Source organism: Amorphus suaedae (assembly GCF_053629675.1).
In genome coordinates, this window is the sequence record NZ_JBRJIT010000001.1 from 2613629 (window position 1) to 2629830 (window position 16202).

Annotated in this window: 15 protein-coding genes and 1 tRNA gene; 6 read left to right on the plus strand and 10 right to left on the minus strand. The window is 67.8% G+C overall.

Annotation, left to right across the window (positions count from 1 at the left end; translation table 11 throughout):
• Window positions 1–23 precede the first annotated feature (23 nt).
• Genes AB7M35_RS11670 through AB7M35_RS11685 form a run of 4 tightly spaced genes read left to right on the plus strand, consistent with a single transcriptional unit; the run spans window position 24 to window position 3278 of the window.
• Window positions 24–920, plus strand: coding sequence for a branched-chain amino acid ABC transporter permease (locus AB7M35_RS11670; protein WP_453959943.1), 897 nt, complete (start codon window positions 24–26; stop codon window positions 918–920).
• 5 nt (window positions 921–925) lie between these two features.
• Window positions 926–1858 carry a branched-chain amino acid ABC transporter permease gene (locus AB7M35_RS11675; RefSeq protein ID WP_453959945.1) on the plus strand — a complete coding sequence of 311 codons (933 nt, stop codon included), beginning with the start codon at window positions 926–928 and terminating at the stop codon, window positions 1856–1858.
• On the plus strand, window positions 1855–2601 hold the full coding sequence (locus AB7M35_RS11680; RefSeq protein WP_453959948.1) for an ABC transporter ATP-binding protein: 747 nt from the start codon (window positions 1855–1857) through the stop codon (window positions 2599–2601). Before AB7M35_RS11675 ends, AB7M35_RS11680 begins: the two co-directional genes overlap by 4 nt.
• Window positions 2601–3278 carry an ABC transporter ATP-binding protein gene (locus AB7M35_RS11685; RefSeq protein WP_453959950.1) on the plus strand — a complete coding sequence of 226 codons (678 nt, stop codon included), beginning with the start codon at window positions 2601–2603 and terminating at the stop codon, window positions 3276–3278. Before AB7M35_RS11680 ends, AB7M35_RS11685 begins: the two co-directional genes overlap by 1 nt.
• A 104-nt stretch (window positions 3279–3382) precedes the next feature.
• Here the strand turns inward: AB7M35_RS11685 and AB7M35_RS11690 are convergent, their stop codons facing one another.
• The 9 genes from AB7M35_RS11690 to AB7M35_RS11730 form a co-directional block, all read right to left on the minus strand.
• Complete coding sequence (locus AB7M35_RS11690; protein WP_453959951.1) at window positions 3383–4729, minus strand: amidase; 1347 nt, start codon at window positions 4727–4729, stop codon at window positions 3383–3385.
• A 9-nt stretch (window positions 4730–4738) separates the two neighbouring features.
• Window positions 4739–5119 (minus strand): cupin domain-containing protein, encoded by a 381-nt coding sequence (locus AB7M35_RS11695; RefSeq protein WP_453959954.1) that lies wholly within the window; start codon window positions 5117–5119, stop codon window positions 4739–4741.
• Window positions 5120–5221: 102 nt separating this feature from the next.
• A complete protein-coding gene (locus tag AB7M35_RS11700; protein ID WP_453959955.1) occupies window positions 5222–6697 on the minus strand; it encodes a 4-hydroxyphenylacetate 3-hydroxylase family protein in 1476 nt (491 codons plus the stop codon).
• A 40-nt stretch (window positions 6698–6737) separates the two neighbouring features.
• A complete protein-coding gene (locus AB7M35_RS11705) occupies window positions 6738–7295 on the minus strand; it encodes a flavin reductase family protein (protein ID WP_453959958.1) in 558 nt (185 codons plus the stop codon).
• The gene (locus AB7M35_RS11710; protein ID WP_453959959.1) at window positions 7292–7849 is read right to left on the minus strand and encodes a MarR family winged helix-turn-helix transcriptional regulator; all 558 of its coding nucleotides are present in this window, start codon (window positions 7847–7849) and stop codon (window positions 7292–7294) included. The genes AB7M35_RS11705 and AB7M35_RS11710 overlap by 4 nt, the downstream gene beginning before the upstream one ends.
• Before the next feature lie 297 nt (window positions 7850–8146).
• Window positions 8147–8222 (minus strand) — tRNA-Ile (locus tag AB7M35_RS11715).
• 152 nt (window positions 8223–8374) lie between these two features.
• Window positions 8375–10333, minus strand: a complete 1959-nt coding sequence (locus AB7M35_RS11720; protein WP_453959960.1) for a TRAP transporter permease — start codon at window positions 10331–10333, stop codon at window positions 8375–8377.
• A gap of 31 nt (window positions 10334–10364) precedes the next feature.
• Window positions 10365–11342 carry a TAXI family TRAP transporter solute-binding subunit gene (locus tag AB7M35_RS11725; protein WP_453959962.1) on the minus strand — a complete coding sequence of 326 codons (978 nt, stop codon included), beginning with the start codon at window positions 11340–11342 and terminating at the stop codon, window positions 10365–10367.
• Between the two features lie 325 nt (window positions 11343–11667).
• A complete protein-coding gene (locus AB7M35_RS11730) occupies window positions 11668–12618 on the minus strand; it encodes a LysR family transcriptional regulator (protein WP_453959965.1) in 951 nt (316 codons plus the stop codon).
• Between the two features lie 105 nt (window positions 12619–12723).
• On the opposite strand from AB7M35_RS11730, the gene AB7M35_RS11735 reads away from it, so the two are divergent.
• Entirely contained in the window at window positions 12724–14646 is a 1923-nt protein-coding gene (locus AB7M35_RS11735) for an AMP-binding protein (protein ID WP_453959967.1), read from the plus strand.
• Here the strand turns inward: AB7M35_RS11735 and AB7M35_RS11740 are convergent, their stop codons facing one another.
• Window positions 14647–15258 (minus strand): DsbA family protein, encoded by a 612-nt coding sequence (locus AB7M35_RS11740; protein WP_453959970.1) that lies wholly within the window; start codon window positions 15256–15258, stop codon window positions 14647–14649.
• 156 nt (window positions 15259–15414) lie between these two features.
• Here AB7M35_RS11740 and AB7M35_RS11745 point away from each other — a divergent pair, with 156 nt between their 5' ends.
• Complete coding sequence (locus AB7M35_RS11745; RefSeq protein WP_453959972.1) at window positions 15415–16131, plus strand: SIMPL domain-containing protein; 717 nt, start codon at window positions 15415–15417, stop codon at window positions 16129–16131.
• The last annotated feature ends 71 nt before the right edge of the window (window positions 16132–16202 follow it).

Sequence of the window (16202 nt, forward strand, 5' to 3'; positions counted from 1 at the left end):
CAACGAGAAGAACCGGACGGGTCATGGACGTCATCATTCCCATGCTGGTGGACGGCCTGGCGGCTTCGGCCACCATTTTCTTTATCGCCGTCGGACTGACGCTGGTCTTCAGCGTGCTGCGCGTCCTCAACGTCGCCCACGGCAGCTTCTATTCGATCGGCGCCTACATCGCGGTCTCCATCGGCGGCGTCGCGGCCAGCGCCGGACTGAGCCCGTGGCTGTCGTTCCCGATCCTGCTCTTCAGCGCCGTCCTGGTGGCCGCTCTCCTTGGGCCGTTCATCGAAGCGACGTTCATCCGCTGGACCTACGGGAAGCCCGAGGCGGTGCAGATCCTGGTGACCTTCGCGCTGTTCCTGGTGTTCGAGGACCTGCAGAAGCTCGTCTTCGGCGTGCAGTCCTTCTATCAGGACGCCGCCATGCAGGTGCTCGGCGTCTCCGAGATCGGTGGCATCATCTACCTGAACTACCAGCTGCTCATGATCGCGCTCGCCGTGCTGACCATCGTCGGCCTGCGCCTCATGCTCAGCCACACCCGCCTCGGCAAGCTGATCGTCGCCGTCGTCGCGGACCCCGAGATCTCCCAGACGCTCGGCATCAACGCGCGCCGCGTCTATTCCGCGGCCTTCACCATCGGGGTGTTCCTGGCGGCCCTCGGCGGCGCGCTGGCCACCCCGACCTCCGGCGTCGCCCCCGGCCTCGGCGCCGACGCGATCGTGCTGGGCTTTGCAGTCGCCGCCATCGGAGGGCTCGGCCAGATCGAGGGCGCCGCCATCGCGGCCGTCATCGTCGGCCTGACCCGTGTCCTCGCCATCTATTTCGCCCCCGCCCTCGAGCCCGTGGTGCCCTACCTCGTGATGCTCGCCGTGTTGCTCGTCCGGCCCTACGGACTGTTCGGCGCGGCCCAGGCGAGAAGGATCTGACCATCATGCGGATCGCGATCCACATCGCGCTGGCGGCCATATTCGCCATCGTCCCCCTGCTGTTCCCCTGGCTCGGCTTCGTGTTCACGGTGGTGCTGGCCAAGGGCCTCGCGGCTCTCGGCGTCGCCATCCTGCTGCGCGCCGGGCTGATCTCCATCGGCCACGCCGCCTTCTACGCCCTCGGCGCCTATGTGGTGGCCACCCTCTCGGGCAGCGCGGTCACCGATCTGGCGCTTCAGCTCATCGCCACCATCCTGGTCTGCGGCCTCGCCGGAGCGCTCATCGGCCTCTTCATGGTTCGCTATCGCGGCATCTTCTTCGCCATGCTGAACCTGGCCGTCTCGATGGTCTTCTTCACGCTGCTGTCGAAGCTCTACAACCTGACCGGCGGCACCGACGGCATGCGCGTCGACACGCCCACCCTGTTCGGTGCCCAGCTGGAGCGCTCGACGCTGGAGCCGCTGCTGCTCTACGGAGGTCTGGCGCTGGTGGTGGTCGTGTGCCTCCTCGTCCACCGCTACCTCAAGAGCCCGATGGGCGAGGCCCTCTCCGCGGTTGAGACCAACGAGATCCGTCTGGAATATCTCGGCGTTTCGGTGCCTCGGGTGCTTCTCTCCGCCTATACGCTCTCCGCGGCGCTCGCCGGGTTGGGCGGCGGCATGCACGCGCTTCTGGTCGGCCATGTCGTCCCCGAACTCGCCTACTGGACGACCTCGGGCCAGCTCGTGCTGGTCGCGGTGCTGGGCGGGATCGGCGGGGTCGTTGGCCCCTTCATCGGCTCGTTCTTCCTGGAGATGGTCCGTTCCTTCGCCGTCATCTACGTGGCCGACACCTGGAACCTGATCGTCGGCGGCGGGCTGCTGATCGTCATCTTCTTCCTTCCCGTCGGGCTCTACGGCCTTCTCGACCGGCTTGCCGCCCGCAGGAGCGTGAAATGACCGAGCCGCTTCTTTCCGTCTCCAATGTCGAGGTCGCGTTCGGCGGCGTGCGGGCCGCGGCGGGCGCAAGCATCGACGTCATGCCGGGCGAGTTCCTTGCCATCATCGGCCCGAACGGGTCCGGCAAGACGACGCTGATCAATCTCTGCACGGGCTACGTGAAGCCCCGCTCGGGAACGATCCGCCTCGACGGCCGCGACATCACCAGCCGCAAGCCGCGCGACATCACGAAGCTCGGCATCGCCCGCGCCTTCCAGATCCCGCAGCTGTTCGGCGAGCATTCCGTCATCGAGAACCTGACCCTCGCGGTCGCGGCCAATCGGGGCTTCTGGGATGCGTGGCGCCCGCTCGATCGCCCGGCCTACCGGGAAGAGGCCCTGCGCCTTCTGGAAATGGTGGGGCTCGCGGACATTGCGGGCTCCAACGCGGCCACGCTGCCGGAAGGCCAGCGGAAGCTGACTGACATTGCCATCGCGCTGGCCCTGAAACCGCGCCTGCTGCTGCTCGACGAGCCGACCGCGGGCGTCAGCGGTGACGAGAAATTTCCCCTGATGGACCGCCTCACCGAAGTCCTTCGCAAGCAGCAGGTCACCACCGTGTTCGTCGAGCACGACATGGACCTCGTGCGCCGCTACGCCGACCGGGTCGCCGTGTGGAGCCAGGGCAAGGTCGCCGCCAGCGGCCCGCCGGAACAGGTCCTGACCGATCCGGCTGTACTGCGCGACGTCGTGGGAGTGATCTGATGCTGACGGTGGACACCATTCGCGTCGCGGTCGCGGGCAACACGGTCCTGCGCGGCGTCTCCTTCGCCCTGCGCAAGGGCGAGACGACCGTCCTGATCGGCCGCAACGGCGCCGGCAAGACGACCACGTTGCGGGCGATCATGGGCCTCCTGCCCCTGACGGAAGGCCGCATCCTGGTGGGGTCCCGGGATCTGGCGGACGTGCCAACCTACATGCGGCCGTCGCTCGGCATCGGTTACGCGCCGGAGGACCGTCGCATGATCCCGAGCCTTTCGGTTCAGGAGAACCTGCTGCTCCCCGCCATTGCGCTGCGCTTCTCCGACGCCCTCAAGCGCGAACGGCTGGACGCCGCGTTCGCGCTGATGCCGGAACTCTCCGAGCTGCGCAACCGCTCCGGCGGCACGCTGTCCGGCGGACAGGGGAAAATGGTCGCGCTCGGCCGCGCGCTCATGGTCGCCACCGACGTGCTGCTGCTCGACGAGCCGTTCCAGGGCCTCGCCCCGGCGCTCGCGCTCAATTATGCGCGCACGCTGAAGAAGGTGCGCGAACAGCGCCCGGATCTCGCCGTTCTGGTCACCGAATCGAGCCCGCAGCTTCTCGGCGAGGTCACCGACACGGCGCTGAAGATCGAACGCGGCGAGGTGAGCGAGACGACGCTGACGGCGACGGCTCACTGACGCCAGGCCGGGTCCGTCGGCGCCTGGCGCCCTTCCAGACACAGGAAAAGCGCCGGGCGGTCTCTCCACCCGGCGCTCTTTTCATGTCCAGACCTGGATCGAGGTCAGCGGAGGACCAGTTCCGCCGCCCGAGCGATCGCCAGCAGTCGTCTGTCACCCATGGCCGGCCCGACGAAACTGATGCCCACCGGAGCATCCCCGGCACCGGTCACCGGCAGGCTGACGGCGCAGCGGTCCAGCAGGTTCACGGTGCTCGGGTTGCGCAACAGCAGCCGGTTCAGGTCGCCGAAGGTGTCGTCGTCGTCAAAGTCGGAGATCTTCGGCGGCACGATCGGAATGGTCGGCATCGCGAGCGCGTCGAAGTCCGCAAGGGCGTCATCCGCCTCGGAGATGAAGGCGCGCCGCAGATCCATCATCGTGAGGTAGGCGTCGGACGACAGCTGCCGTCCACCCATGATGCGGGTCAGAACGCGCGGATCGTAAGCGTCGCCCCGCGACGCAATCAGGTCGCGGTGGCCGTGATGGGCCTCGGCAGCCGCGATGCCGCCCCCCGCCGCGAGCTCGGGCAGGCGATCGAGCACCGGAAGCACCATCTCGACAATGCGTGCGCCGGCCGCGGACAGCCGGGACAACGCCGCCTGGAAGGCAGCAGCCACCGTCTCGTCCATGCGCTCGTGCACGTAGTTCGTCGGCACCGCGATGCGCAGCGCGGAAAGGTCCATGGCCTCCGGTGCTTCCGGCGCCTCGCCGGCCATCACCGCGTCGACGACCGCAACGCACGTGACGGAGCGGGCGAGCGAGCCGATGGAATCGAGTGAGGGCGCCAGCGGGAAACATCCGGTCTGCGGAACCCGCCGCGCCGTCGGCTTGAATCCGACGAGGCCGCAGCAGACAGCCGGAATGCGGCAGGAGCCGCCGGTGTCGGTGCCGATGGCGGCAAGCGCCATCCCGTCGGCAACGGAGACAGCGCCGCCGGAGGTCGACCCTCCCGGAATGCGCCGCTCGTCGCGACGCCAGGGGGAGGCGGGCGTTCCGAGGTGCGGATTGATGCCGACACCTGAGAAGGCAAACTCCGTCATGTTGGTGCGACCGACGATGACCGCACCAGCGGCCCGCAGCCGGGCGATCGCCGTTGCATCGGCCGCAGCCGGCGGTGCATCCGAGAGCGCCGTCGAGCCCGCCCGGGTGACCTGTCCGACAATGTCGAACAGGTCCTTGACCGAAATTGGAACGCCCGCAAGCGGCGACGGCACGACGCCCTGGGCGCGCAGGAGATCGCTCGCCTGCGCCTCCGCCCGGGTACGGTCCGCATCGATCAGCGTGAACGCGCGGGCGCCCTCACCCGCGGGATCGAGCGCCGCCGTCAGGCAGCGCTCCGCTTCCGCGACGGCCGACGTTTCACCGCGATCGAGGCGTTCGCCCGTCGCAAGCACAGTCGAAGGACCTGTCATGGGCGCTGGTCAGCTCTCGGGGTAATAGTGGATCTCGAGCAGCAGGCAGCCCTTCTCCGACTTGAAGGGGCCATGAACGGCTCCCGGAGGACGGCACGCGTAGGTGTTCGGCTGGAAGGATTCGCCGCCCTCGCCGTTCTCGTCGTTGCCGACCGTCAGGTCGCCCGACACGAGATAGACCTCTTCGTAATAGTCATGGACGAACGGCTTCGTCGTGTAGACGCCCGGCTCGAAGCGCAGGAGACGCGTCCGGTTGCCGACCTTCTTCTCCTCGTCCAGATGCCCGGCGAGGATCTTCTGCTGGATGCCGGCCGGATAGCCGGGAGGGCTCGCGAAGCCTTCCGACATGTCGATGGGGTGGAATTCCAGATGGGCCTTATCGATGGCCATGCGTGCGCTCCCGTTCCGTGATGGTCGTGCGATGTGGTGGTCTCGATGATGTCGGTTGCCGCCCGGGTCCCGCGCGTCGGGATCGCGGGCAGCAGCCTGCATCTATTCAGCCGCGGTGCGGATCTGCTGCAGTTCATCCTCCAGCGAGTAGCTGGAGAGGCAGGTGTCCACGAGCTTGCCCGACCCTTCCCAGTCGTAGGTGCGGAACGAGTGGCCCTTGGTCACGAAGGTCGCCCCTGCATAGAACATTTCGTACTGGGTGTGGCGCGATCCGAACTCCGAGCCGATGGCGTCCCAGACCAGCTTGAAGAACTTCACCCGCTCGCGCGAGGAGCGCACGGGGGACTGCTGGGTCTTGTCGATGATCGACGCGATGTAGGGATCGGCGAAATCCTCGATGCTGGACGGCAGCATGATGACGCCACCGCCGGCAAGATCGCGAAGCGTGGTGACCACCTTGCCATAGAGCTGCTGGGTCAGCACCTGCGAGGCGTACAGGGTGTGCCGGTCGGGCACGAAGTATGCCCCTTCCTGGCGGCCCTTCACCTCCATGGAGTGAACGAGCGCATCGACCATCTGGGCTTCCGCCGCGATCTGGCCGAGCATTTCGCGCACCTGCGGGAAGGCCGCGGTGCCGTTGGTGTCGGTGATGCCGCGGGCGAGGCCGGCGAGGAATTTCATCTTCACCATCAGGCGGATCTGGCACTGATAGTTCTGGTAGACGTGCGCCGGCGTCGCGTGGAACTGCTTGGCGACCATCTGCACGTTCTTGTTCACGAACACGCGGTCCCACGGCACCTTCACGTCCTCGAAGTAGAGAACGGCATCGTTCTCGTCGAACCGGCTCGCAAGCGGGCTGTCGAACATCGATCCCGCCGCCGCCTCGTAGGACTTGCGCGAGACGATCCTGAGCCCCTTCGAATTCATCGGGATGACAAACGACAGCGCATAGATCTCGTCGCCGTCGCGCAGCGGTTGGATGCAGGTGACGAACACCTCGTTGGCCATGATGCCGGAGGTCGCCAGCATCTTGGCGCCGCGCACGGTGATGCCTTCGGAATCCTCGTCCACGACGCCCGTGGTCAGGTACGGATCGGCCTGCTCGTGGGCCGCCTTCGAGCGGTCGGCCTGCGGATTGATGATCACGTAGGTGAGGAACAGGTCGTTGTCGCGGGCGTAGTGGTAATAGTCCGCCAGCGCCTTCGCCCGGTTCGGATCGTAGGCCTCGAAGACCGGCAGGCCCATGTACATGCCGGAAATGCAGGAGGCGACATGGTCGGGCGAGCGGCCGAGGAAGCCGAAATGCTGCTCCGACCAGGCCTCCAGCGCGCGCCGGCGCTCGACCAGATCGTCGTAGTTCGACGGCAGCGACCACATGCGGTTGACCTGACGGCCGGTGTCGGTCGTGTAGGTCATCAGGTCCGGGTTGGCGGCCTGATAGTCGTAGAGCGAGGCGTAAGAGCGCACCGCGTTGCGGAACGCCGGATCGTCGACGGGCTCGCTGACGAGATGGCCGTCGTAATAGACGGTCCGGCCGTCCCGAAGGCTCTGAAGGTGCTGTTCGCCGGTTTTGATCATGTCGAAGACTCCGTGGTCCTGAGGCGCAAGAGCAAGAGGATCACCAGCCGAGAAGCCACATGGCATCGGCGGGGACCGTGATGTCGTGTTCGTGGGTGAGTTCGCGGTAGCGGCCGCGATGGAAGACGAGCGGCTCGGCATCGGGCCGGAGCACCTCGAAATTCAGGACCCGGCCGACGAGGATCAGGTGGTCGCCGCCGGGGTACTGGTGTTCGCCGCGGCACTCGAAGCGGGCGAGCGCGTTGCGGATCAGCGGCTGGCCATGCTCGCCCGTGTCGATCTCAAGGCCACTCCACTTGTCGGTCATCGCCCGCGCGAAGCGGTTGGAGACGTCCTGCTGGTTCCAGGCCAGCATGTTCACCGCGTAGTGCTCGACGCCGCGCCAGGCCTCGATCCCCTTTGCCGCATTGGCCACCGAAAAGAGGATCAGCGGCGGGTCCAGCGAGACCGAGCTGAACGAGTTGACCGTCATGCCGAGGCGTTCGCCGTCACCGGTCACGGCGGTGACCACGCAGACGCCGGTGGCGAAGGCGCCAAGAGCGTTGCGGAAGGCGCGCGGGTCCATTTGCGCGCCGGGGTTCGCGGAGGCGGCGGTCATGTCTCTGTCCCCCGGGCGGACGTGACAATTTCGTAGCTCAGCAGGGCCGTCGCCGCGTCGCCCCCTTCGATGAGCCCGGGCAGCAGGTCGAGAATCCGGTCCAGATCGGACGCCTCGAGCGCCGAAAACAGCGTGTCGTTCACCCGCGCCTGTGTCGCCGCGAGCTCCGCCAGGAGGTCCCGGCCGGCGTCGGTGACGGCGAGCCGCACCCGGCGACGGTCACGTGTGCTGGGGCGTTTTGAGAGCAACCCCTTCTTCACCAGCCGCCCCACCTCGAGCGTCACGAAGGCGCCGCTGTAGTGGAGGTGCTCGGCCACCGTGGAGACGCTGACATCGCCGGCCTCCTCCAGATGGGAGACCGAAATGAGGATCGTGTACTGCGGCCCGGACAGGCCCACGAGCTCCGCCAGCCCGCTCCGCGTCGCCTCCAGCCGAGCCGTGAAGGCGAGGAGACCGTGGACGAAGGTACGGAACGCCGCGTCCTGCCCATCGCGCAGAAGAGCCGGTCGGCCAGCCGTCGGCAGCCGCTTTGCCGGCCGCTGCGAAACGGACACGGAAGCCTGCTCAAGGTCGGGATCAGCGTGAGCTCGATTTGTCATATAGCTAACTTACAAAGCTATATGAAGCTGTCAATAGTCACGTTGCGAGGTTGTCGGGGAACGTCGGTAAGCCGCGATGCCGGGAACCGGGAGCTATAAATGACGGGCATGTCCGGAGGATCACCCAAGAGCAAGCCGTTCCAGCGCCCGTTGTCCGGTGAGCGCCACCGGCCAAAGCACACGGAAAGTGCTGGCCCGTCAGGCTTTCGCAAGCCTGCGAGTGCTGATCCAGGAGGTCATCGATTGAACGGTTGGTAGGCCCGGCAGGACTCGAACCTGCAACCAGACCGTTATGAGCGGTCGGCTCTAACCATTGAGCTACGGGCCCTTCGGGCGGCTCGGCGGGTCCGGCCGTCGACCGGGTGTCCGCATCCTGCCCAAGACGTCTCGACCAAGCCGTCTATATCGGCAGGCATGGCGGCCTGTCCAGCGCCGGCCATGGACCCGGTCGCGTCCGCACCGTCCGGCTCGAGGACGGTATCAGCTCCGCGCCGACGAGACGCCCTGCGTCACCGGCGCTCGCCGCCAGAGCTCCAGCGCCACCAGACCGGCGCCGAGGGCGAGACCGATAACGTCGGTGTAGACGGCGTGGTCGAACGCCCCGCTCGGCACCAGCGCGAGGACGCCCGCCCCGAAGAACAGGAGCCGGCCCGGGATCCGGATCGGCCGCACCAGGAAGCCGACCATTCCCACGGAGCCGAAGAAGACGCCCGCCACCGCCGTGACCACGGCCAGGGTTACTTCGGGGGCACTGCCCTGCATGGCAAGCGCCGGCGAGGCGACGAACAGGAGCGGCACCAGATAGGCGGTCCAGCCGAGCCGCATCGCCTGGAAGGCGGTGGCGACAGGGTCGGCCTTGGCGATGGCGGCGGCCGCGAAGGCCGCGACGGCCACGGGCGGCGTCACAAAGGACAGCAGCCCGAAGTACATGACGTAGAGATGCGCGGTGATGGGAAGCACGCCCATTTCCACCATGGCGGGCGCGACCAGGGCGGCGAGCAGCACGTAGACCCCCACCGTCGGCAGACCCATGCCCAGCACGATGCAGACCACCGCCGCGATCAGGAGCAGGAGCAGCAGGCTGCCGGAGCCGACGGCGACCAGGGCGAGGGTCAGGTTGAAGCCGAGCCCGGACAGCGACAGCACGCCGATCACCACGCCCGCCCCCGCGCAGATAAGGATGATGTCGAGCGCGCCGAGGCCCGTCTGATAGATGGTGGAAACGAGCTGCATCAGCCGCGGCCGCTCGCCGCCATAGCCGAACAGCACCGCCGTCACCAGCAAGGTCAGGATGGCACCGACCACCGCCATCTGTGGCTGCCAGTTGAACGTGAACAGGCCGACCATCAGCACCACGAACGGCAGCAGGAAGTGCCAGCCCTTGCGCATCACCGCGCCCGCCGCGGGGATCATCTCCTCCGGCAGGGCGGCGATGTTGGCGCGCCCGGCTTCCAGATCGACCTGGATAAAGAGGGCGAGATAATAGAGCACCGCCGGGATCAGCGCCGCGAGCAGGACATCGGCGAAGGAGATCTGCAGGAACTCGGCGATGAGGAACGCCGAGGCGCCCATCACCGGGGGCATCAGCTGACCGCCGGTGGAGGCGATGGCCTCGATGCCGCCTGCCCGCGCCGGCGAATAGCCGGCCTTCTTCATCATCGGGATGGTGATCACGCCGGAGGCGACGACGTTGGCGACCGCGCTGCCCGAGATGGACCCGAACAGGCACGACGCCAGAACCGCGATCTTGCCCGGGCCGCCGCGGAACCGCCCCATCAGCGCCAGCGAAAGGTCCGACAGGAAGGCGGCGCCGCCGGTCGCGGCAAGCAGCGCGCCGAACAGCAGGAAGGACACCACCACCGTGGATGCCACGACGATGGGCATCCCGAGCATGCCGTTGAAGTCGATGGCCAGATAGGCCGACAGCCGCTCGACGTCGGAAGCGCGGCCAGCCATGATCCCCGGCACGTAGTCGCCGAACAGTCCGTAGAGGATGAACAGGACGATGATGATCGGAAGCGCCCAGCCGCTGGCGCGCCGCAGGGCCTCAATGGTCAGCAGGATCACCAGGCCGCCCGCGATCACGCCGTCGGTCGGACGCATCAGCACCAGATCCACCAGGTCCGGGAGCGCCACCGCGAGGTAGAGCCCGGCTGCAAGGCCCGTCAGCGCCAGCACCCAGTCGAACCAGGGCACCCGCGTCCGCCGGTCGTAGCGTCGCGCGGAGAAATGCAGGAAGGCGAGGCAGAGGGAAAGCGCCAGCATGCCGGCAGCGAACTGCTGGGTCAGGATGTTGACGCCGACGCTGCGGAACAGATCCGCCCCCCACGTCAGCGCACCCAGCGTGATGGCGCAGGCGAGCACCGCCTTCACGACGCCGACCGCGGCGGGGGCACCGCTTTCGCCGCCCCCGGCCGCCTGCTGTGGCTCAACCGTCATGGCCTGCCTCTATCCGCCGACGTGCTGATGCTCAGTTGGCCTTGCCGCCCTCGGGGAAGGCGACGCCGGCTTCCTTGAAGTAGCGGATGGCGCCGGGATGGTACTCGATCGGCGCGATGTCCTTCGCCATCATCGCCGGATCGAAGCCGCGGAACGCCGGGAAGGTGGCGACCAGCGCATCCTTGCCGTCATGCAGCGCCTTGGTCACCTTGTAGACGGTGTCGTCGCTGGTCTTGGCGCTGGCGAAGGCAAGCGCGTCGAAGGCCAGGATGGTGGTCGGCTCCTTCACGCCGGCGAGCGCCTTGCCGGGCTCGACGTCCACGAAGTAGGCCTGCGGCAGGTAGCGGCGGACCGCAGCCAGCGTCGCGTCGGACTTGTCGAACGGCAGCGCGCGGATTCCGCCGACCGAGGCCTCGACCTCGCTGACCTTCGCCGCACCGAGCGCAAAGAAGAAGGCATCGACCTTGCCGGTGGCGAAGTCGTCGGCGCCGGCAACCGTATTGGCGACCGTCACGCCCTTCACGTCTGCCTCGGTCAAGCCGCCGGCGGCATAAATCGCATCCATCATGGTGGCCGCGATCTGCTGGCTGGAATAGCCGGTGGGCACCGACTTGCCCTTCAGGTCGGCGATCGTGCGGATGTCGGAATCCTCACGGACGAACACCGCGAAGCGCAGCGGGAACATGATCCCCACGGCACGCAGCCCCTCCTGGGGCCGCCCTTCGAAGTGCTCCTTGCCGGCCAGCGCGACACCGACTTCCTGCACGGTCGCAACGCCGAAATCGATGTCGCCCTCGCTCACCGCCGGAATGTAGACGTTGGCGCTCGCGAACGGCTGCAGAGTGGCGCGCAGCCCGTCCTGGCCGTTGATCACCTTGGCGACCGCGGTCCCGGCCGAATGGAACAGCGAGCCCGGCGTGGCCGTGCCGACGGTCACCATCTGGGCGGACGCAGACTGCAGAGGCAGCGCGAACATCAGCGCGGAAAGCGCGAAAAGCATCTTCTTCATGGGATCCTCCCTGATCGGCCCGGAGCACGCTGGCGGCTTGACGTGCCGCTCCACCGCCGGGTCCGCTCGTGTTCTTTATTGCGGACAGGGCTTTTCGCGCCCCTTCATCAGGGACCCTAATACGCCCCATCGGCCGAAGGATAGCTTTCAAAACGAGAACAGGGTGTTCTCTCAATGGAACACCTTGTGGCACCTCTCCGGCCACCTTGGGCCACCTTCGGTGATCCGGGGGGCCCCTCCTTCTCAATCAAAATTGCCATCACTCCTGGGGGCGGCAATGCCACATCGGCTGAGGTGGCGTCCAACTCGGCCGAAGCGAGCCCCGTCACCCACGCTCGCGGATGTGCGTGGCGATGCGGTCGAGGAAGGCGCGCGTCTTGCGGGGCGCATAGCGGGGCGCAAGGAAGGTGGCATAGACGAGCAGCGGGGCCGCCTCCCAGTCGATCGGAAGCCGCACCAGCCTCCCTTCTTCCATGTCCGTCCGGCACATGATGTCCAGCATCAGCCCGATCCCCAGCCCGCGCCGGACAAGTTCGTGGACGAGGACGGCATGGTTCACCATGACCCGCCCGAGCACGTCGGACTTGCCCCCGTCGCGGTCGGGAATCTCCGGCCACGCCCGGTCCCGATGCTGGTACTGATGGGGAATGAGCTCGTGGGCCGCGAGGTCGGCGGCGACGGTGGGCGTGCCCCGCGCGGCCAGGTAATCGGGGCTGGCGTAGAGGCCGCGCGACAGCTTGGCGAGGCGCCGCATCGGCACTGAAGTGTCCCGTGGCGTGCCGAACTGGACGGCGACGTCGAACGGCTCCTCGCCCACGTCGACCCAGCGGTTGTGTGCCTCGATCTCCAGCCGGAGGGACGGGTTCTCGCGGGCGAAATCCGCGATCGCCTCCGCCATCCAGCTCATGAAGAAGACCGGCATGCTGACGCGCAGCAGCCCGGTGACGCCGCTTTGCATCTCCGAAGCCTCGACGTCGGCGTCCTGCAGCTCCGCCACGATCCGCTCGCAGCGCTCGTAGAGCGCGGCCCCGATTTCGGTGAGGCCCAGCGCCCGCGGTCCGCGCTTGAGCAGCGTCGAGCCGAACTGCCCTTCCAGGAGGGCCAGCTTCCGGCTGATCGTCGACTTCGGTACGCCGAGCTGCTGCGCGGCCTTGTTGATGCTGCCGGCGTTCACCGTGTCGTAGAACAGGAGCAGGGCGTTGAGGTCGGTGCGGGGGCTCGCCGGCCGCCGGCCGCCGCGCTCGCCCCGGACAATGTGTGTCGCTTGGTGTTCCATTTCCGGAACTCTGTGTTCAGCGGGGTCGGCTAGTCAATCGCGCGGCGGGAAATATGCTGGCGGGCAATGCGGGCGAACGTCCCGATCGGCACGAAGGGGACCGCCTTGTCGCTTCAAACCCTGTCCAAGCCCCCGTCGGCCGGCCGGATCGATCCGGACCTCATGGGATGGCGCGAGACCATCCACGGCCTCGACGACATCCGCCGCGTCGAAGGCCTGCCTTACGACGCAGTGGTACCCGTGCGCAGCACGCTGCAGCTTCTGGAACGCTCGGCGATCCTGTTTGGCGACAGGCCCGCGCTCACCTTCCTGCCCACCGGTTCGGTCCGCGACACCCCGGAGATCCTCAGCTATCGGGCCTTCTTCGACCGCGTCACCCGGGCGGCGAATGCCTTTCGCCGTCTCGGCGTCGGCCCGGACGACGCGGTGGCGTTTCTGGCGCCGACGCTGCCCGACACCTTCGTCACGCTGTTCGCGGCGCAGGCGGGCGGGCGGGCCTGCCCCATCAACTACATGCTTGCACCGGAGAAGATCGCCGGCCTCCTGGCCCATGCCGGCGCGAAGGTACTGGTGACGCTCGGCGCCGACGACAGCCTGCCGATCGCGTCGAAGATCGCCCAGATCAGATCGCTGTCGCCCCAACTCACCCATGTCGTCACCATCGGCGATGCCGGGATCGACGGGCTGCCGAAGCTGGCCGATCTGATCGACGCGGCCCCGGTCGAGCCCGAGTTCAGCCGCGACATCGGCCGCGACGACATCGCCGCCACCTACCACACCGGCGGCACCACCGGGTCGCCGAAGCTGGTGCGCCACACCCACGGCAACGAGGTCCACACCAGCTGGTTCGGCGGGCTGTTCTACGGGATCGGACCCGACGATGTGGTGGTCAACGGCTTCCCGCTGTTCCACGTGGCCGGCGCCTTCGTGCTGGGCGGCAGCGCGTTCGCCGCTGGCGCCAACACCATCATCCCCTCCCGGCTGGGCATGCGCAGCAAGGTGTTCGTCGACGAGTTCTGGCAGGTCGCCGAACGCCATCACGTCACCCTGCTCTCCGGCGGACCGACCTTCGTGTCGACGTTGCTCGAGCGTGCCGGAACGGATGCCCCCTCCGCGGCCGGCCGCATCAAGGCGCTGGTCGGCGGCGGTGCGCCGATGCCGAACGAACTCGCCCGCAACTTCGAGGCGGCCTTCTCGATTCCGCTCCGCAGCATCTACGGGATGACCGAGGCGGCGGGCCTCATCAGCATCGTCCCGCGCCTGGCCGAGCGGGTGCCCGGTGCCTCCGGATGGCGGCTGCCGTTCGGAGAGATCGCCGTCTTCGGCCTCCTGCCGTCCGGCGCTCCCGACCTCGACCGCCCGCTCCCACCCGGTGAGACTGGCGGCATCGCCATCCGCGGCCCGAACCTCAGCCCCGGCTACACCGACCCCGCCTTGGATGCCGGCACCTTCGAGCGTGACGGGTGGGTGGTGACCGGCGATCTCGGCCACATCGCCGACGATGGCCAGATCTTCGTGACGGGTCGGGCGAAGGACGTCATCATTCGCGGCGGCCACAACATCGATCCGGCCGGGATCGAGGAAGCTCTCATGCGGCACCCGGACGTGCAGCTCTGCGCGGCCGTCGGCCAGCCCGACGCCCACGCTGGCGAACTGCCGGTCGCGTTCGTCCAGCCGAAGCCCGGCACCGCGCCCTCCGGCGACGACATACTCGCCGCCACCGCGGCCTTGATCCCCGAACGCGCCGCCATCCCCAAGCGCATCCACCTCCTCGATGCGCTTCCGCTGACGACCACGGGAAAGATCTTCAAGCCAGCGCTCCGCCTGCTTGCCGCCGAGCGCGCGTTCGCCGACCAGCTCAACGAAATCGCCCCGGATGGAATTCTCGGCGTCGAGTGTGTGGAGACGGGCGCCGGACGTACGGCACGGATCCGGCTTTCCGCGGATCACGCAGATCAGCCGACCCGGGAAGCGGTTCTGGCGCACATGGCGCGCTTCACCTACGCCGCCGAGCTGATCGTCGAGTAGCTACCAGCCGCCCGTCGCCAGCCACTCTTCCATCAGTTCGAGCTTCTCCACCCCGAAGAACGGCTCGCCGTCGACGATCACGAAGGGTGACCCGAAGACCCCCTTCGCAAGCGACGCGTCGACCGCGACCCGCAGCAGGTCCGCAGCCTCCCTGCCCGCGTGGGCGTCCGCGAGGAGGGCTCGGTCGGCACCGCAGTCGCTGGCGATGTCGAGCACCGTCTCCAGCGCGCCGATATCGACGTCCTTGACCCAATAGGCATCGAGCAGCGCCCGGGCGATCGGCTTCGCCCGATCCGGGTCGTGGGTCTTCAGCCAGTGGAAGGTGCGTCCGGCGGGCAGCGGATTGGCCGGCGGCTGGCCCAGCGACCGGCCCAGCGCAATCCCGTGCCGCCGGCAGTAGCGCTCGGCGTCGCGCCGGGCATACTCGCCCTTCAACGGCGTCTGCGGGATCGGCTTGAGCCCCATCACCTTCAGGATGCTGACACCCACGAGCATCGAGCTCCAGTCGGCGGTCCGCCCGTGGCGCGCGGCGAGGTCGTCGATGCGCAGGCTGGCGAAATAGCCGAACGGCGAAATGAAATCGAAATAAAACTCGATGGGCTGGGCGGTCATGGCAGCTGACATTCGCGACTGTCTGCCCGAGGCTCGGTCGGCCGCGCTCGGATGGCCGGGTGGCGCCTGATACCACGTCGCATTGGCGTCGCAATCCCATGAGATGCGGTCACAACGAATGTGGAAGGCCGCACGGGCCGATCGGGAGGACTTTTCATGCGCCGCAAAACCTTAGCCGCCGCGATCGCGATCCTGGCGCTTGCCGCTACCGCGTCGTCGCCGAGCCTTGCCGACAACCGCTCCATCCTCACCGTCACGGGCCAGGGCGAGGCCCATGCCGCCCCGGACATGGCGACCATCACCGTCGGCGCCGTCTCCGAGGCCGACACCGCCAGCGACGCTCTCGCCCAGAATTCCAAGCAGGTCTCTGCCGCCATCGACGCCCTGAAGGCGGACGGCATCGAGGCGCGCGACATCCAGACCACGGGCTTCTCGGTCTCGCCGCGCTACGTCAACACCCGCGAGGCCAACACCGCACCGAGGATTGACGGCTACCGCGTGACCAATTCCGTGGTGGTGCGGGTGCGCAAGCTCGACACGCTGGGAAGCCTACTCGACACGCTCGTCAAGGCCGGCGCCAACGACATCGGCGGCATCAGCTTCGGGATTTCCGAGGCGGACAAGTTCCAGGACACCGCCCGCATCGCGGCGATCGCCGATGCCCGCCACAAGGCCGAGCTCTATGCCGAGGCCGCCGGCGTTCGCCTCGGACAGATCCGGTCGATCGACGAAAGCGGCGGCGCGTATCCGGTGCCCCAGACGATGATGCGCATGAAGGCGATGGAAGCCGACTCCGCACCGATCGAGGCCGGAGAGCAGACGCTTTCGGCGACCGTGCGGGTGGTCTACGAGATCCTCCCCGCCGACAAATAGCCGCCTCCGGGCGCCGCCCGCACCTTGATCCTCGCCGTTCCCGTCACGTCGATCGGAACGGCGGCGATCCG

Coding starts and splice junctions, on each gene's coding strand:
- AB7M35_RS11740 (WP_453959970.1), bottom strand. CDS start 15,258: ATGACCGCCCAGCCCATCGAGTTTTATTTCGATTTCATTTCGCCGTTC.
- AB7M35_RS11745 (WP_453959972.1), top strand. CDS start 15,415: ATGCGCCGCAAAACCTTAGCCGCCGCGATCGCGATCCTGGCGCTTGCC.
- AB7M35_RS11695 (WP_453959954.1), bottom strand. CDS start 5,119: ATGGCCATCGATAAGGCCCATCTGGAATTCCACCCCATCGACATGTCG.
- AB7M35_RS11675 (WP_453959945.1), top strand. CDS start 926: ATGCGGATCGCGATCCACATCGCGCTGGCGGCCATATTCGCCATCGTC.
- AB7M35_RS11690 (WP_453959951.1), bottom strand. CDS start 4,729: ATGACAGGTCCTTCGACTGTGCTTGCGACGGGCGAACGCCTCGATCGC.
- AB7M35_RS11720 (WP_453959960.1), bottom strand. CDS start 10,333: ATGACGGTTGAGCCACAGCAGGCGGCCGGGGGCGGCGAAAGCGGTGCC.
- AB7M35_RS11680 (WP_453959948.1), top strand. CDS start 1,855: ATGACCGAGCCGCTTCTTTCCGTCTCCAATGTCGAGGTCGCGTTCGGC.
- AB7M35_RS11705 (WP_453959958.1), bottom strand. CDS start 7,295: ATGACCGCCGCCTCCGCGAACCCCGGCGCGCAAATGGACCCGCGCGCC.
- AB7M35_RS11725 (WP_453959962.1), bottom strand. CDS start 11,342: ATGAAGAAGATGCTTTTCGCGCTTTCCGCGCTGATGTTCGCGCTGCCT.
- AB7M35_RS11670 (WP_453959943.1), top strand. CDS start 24: ATGGACGTCATCATTCCCATGCTGGTGGACGGCCTGGCGGCTTCGGCC.
- AB7M35_RS11730 (WP_453959965.1), bottom strand. CDS start 12,618: ATGGAACACCAAGCGACACACATTGTCCGGGGCGAGCGCGGCGGCCGG.
- AB7M35_RS11685 (WP_453959950.1), top strand. CDS start 2,601: ATGCTGACGGTGGACACCATTCGCGTCGCGGTCGCGGGCAACACGGTC.
- AB7M35_RS11700 (WP_453959955.1), bottom strand. CDS start 6,697: ATGATCAAAACCGGCGAACAGCACCTTCAGAGCCTTCGGGACGGCCGG.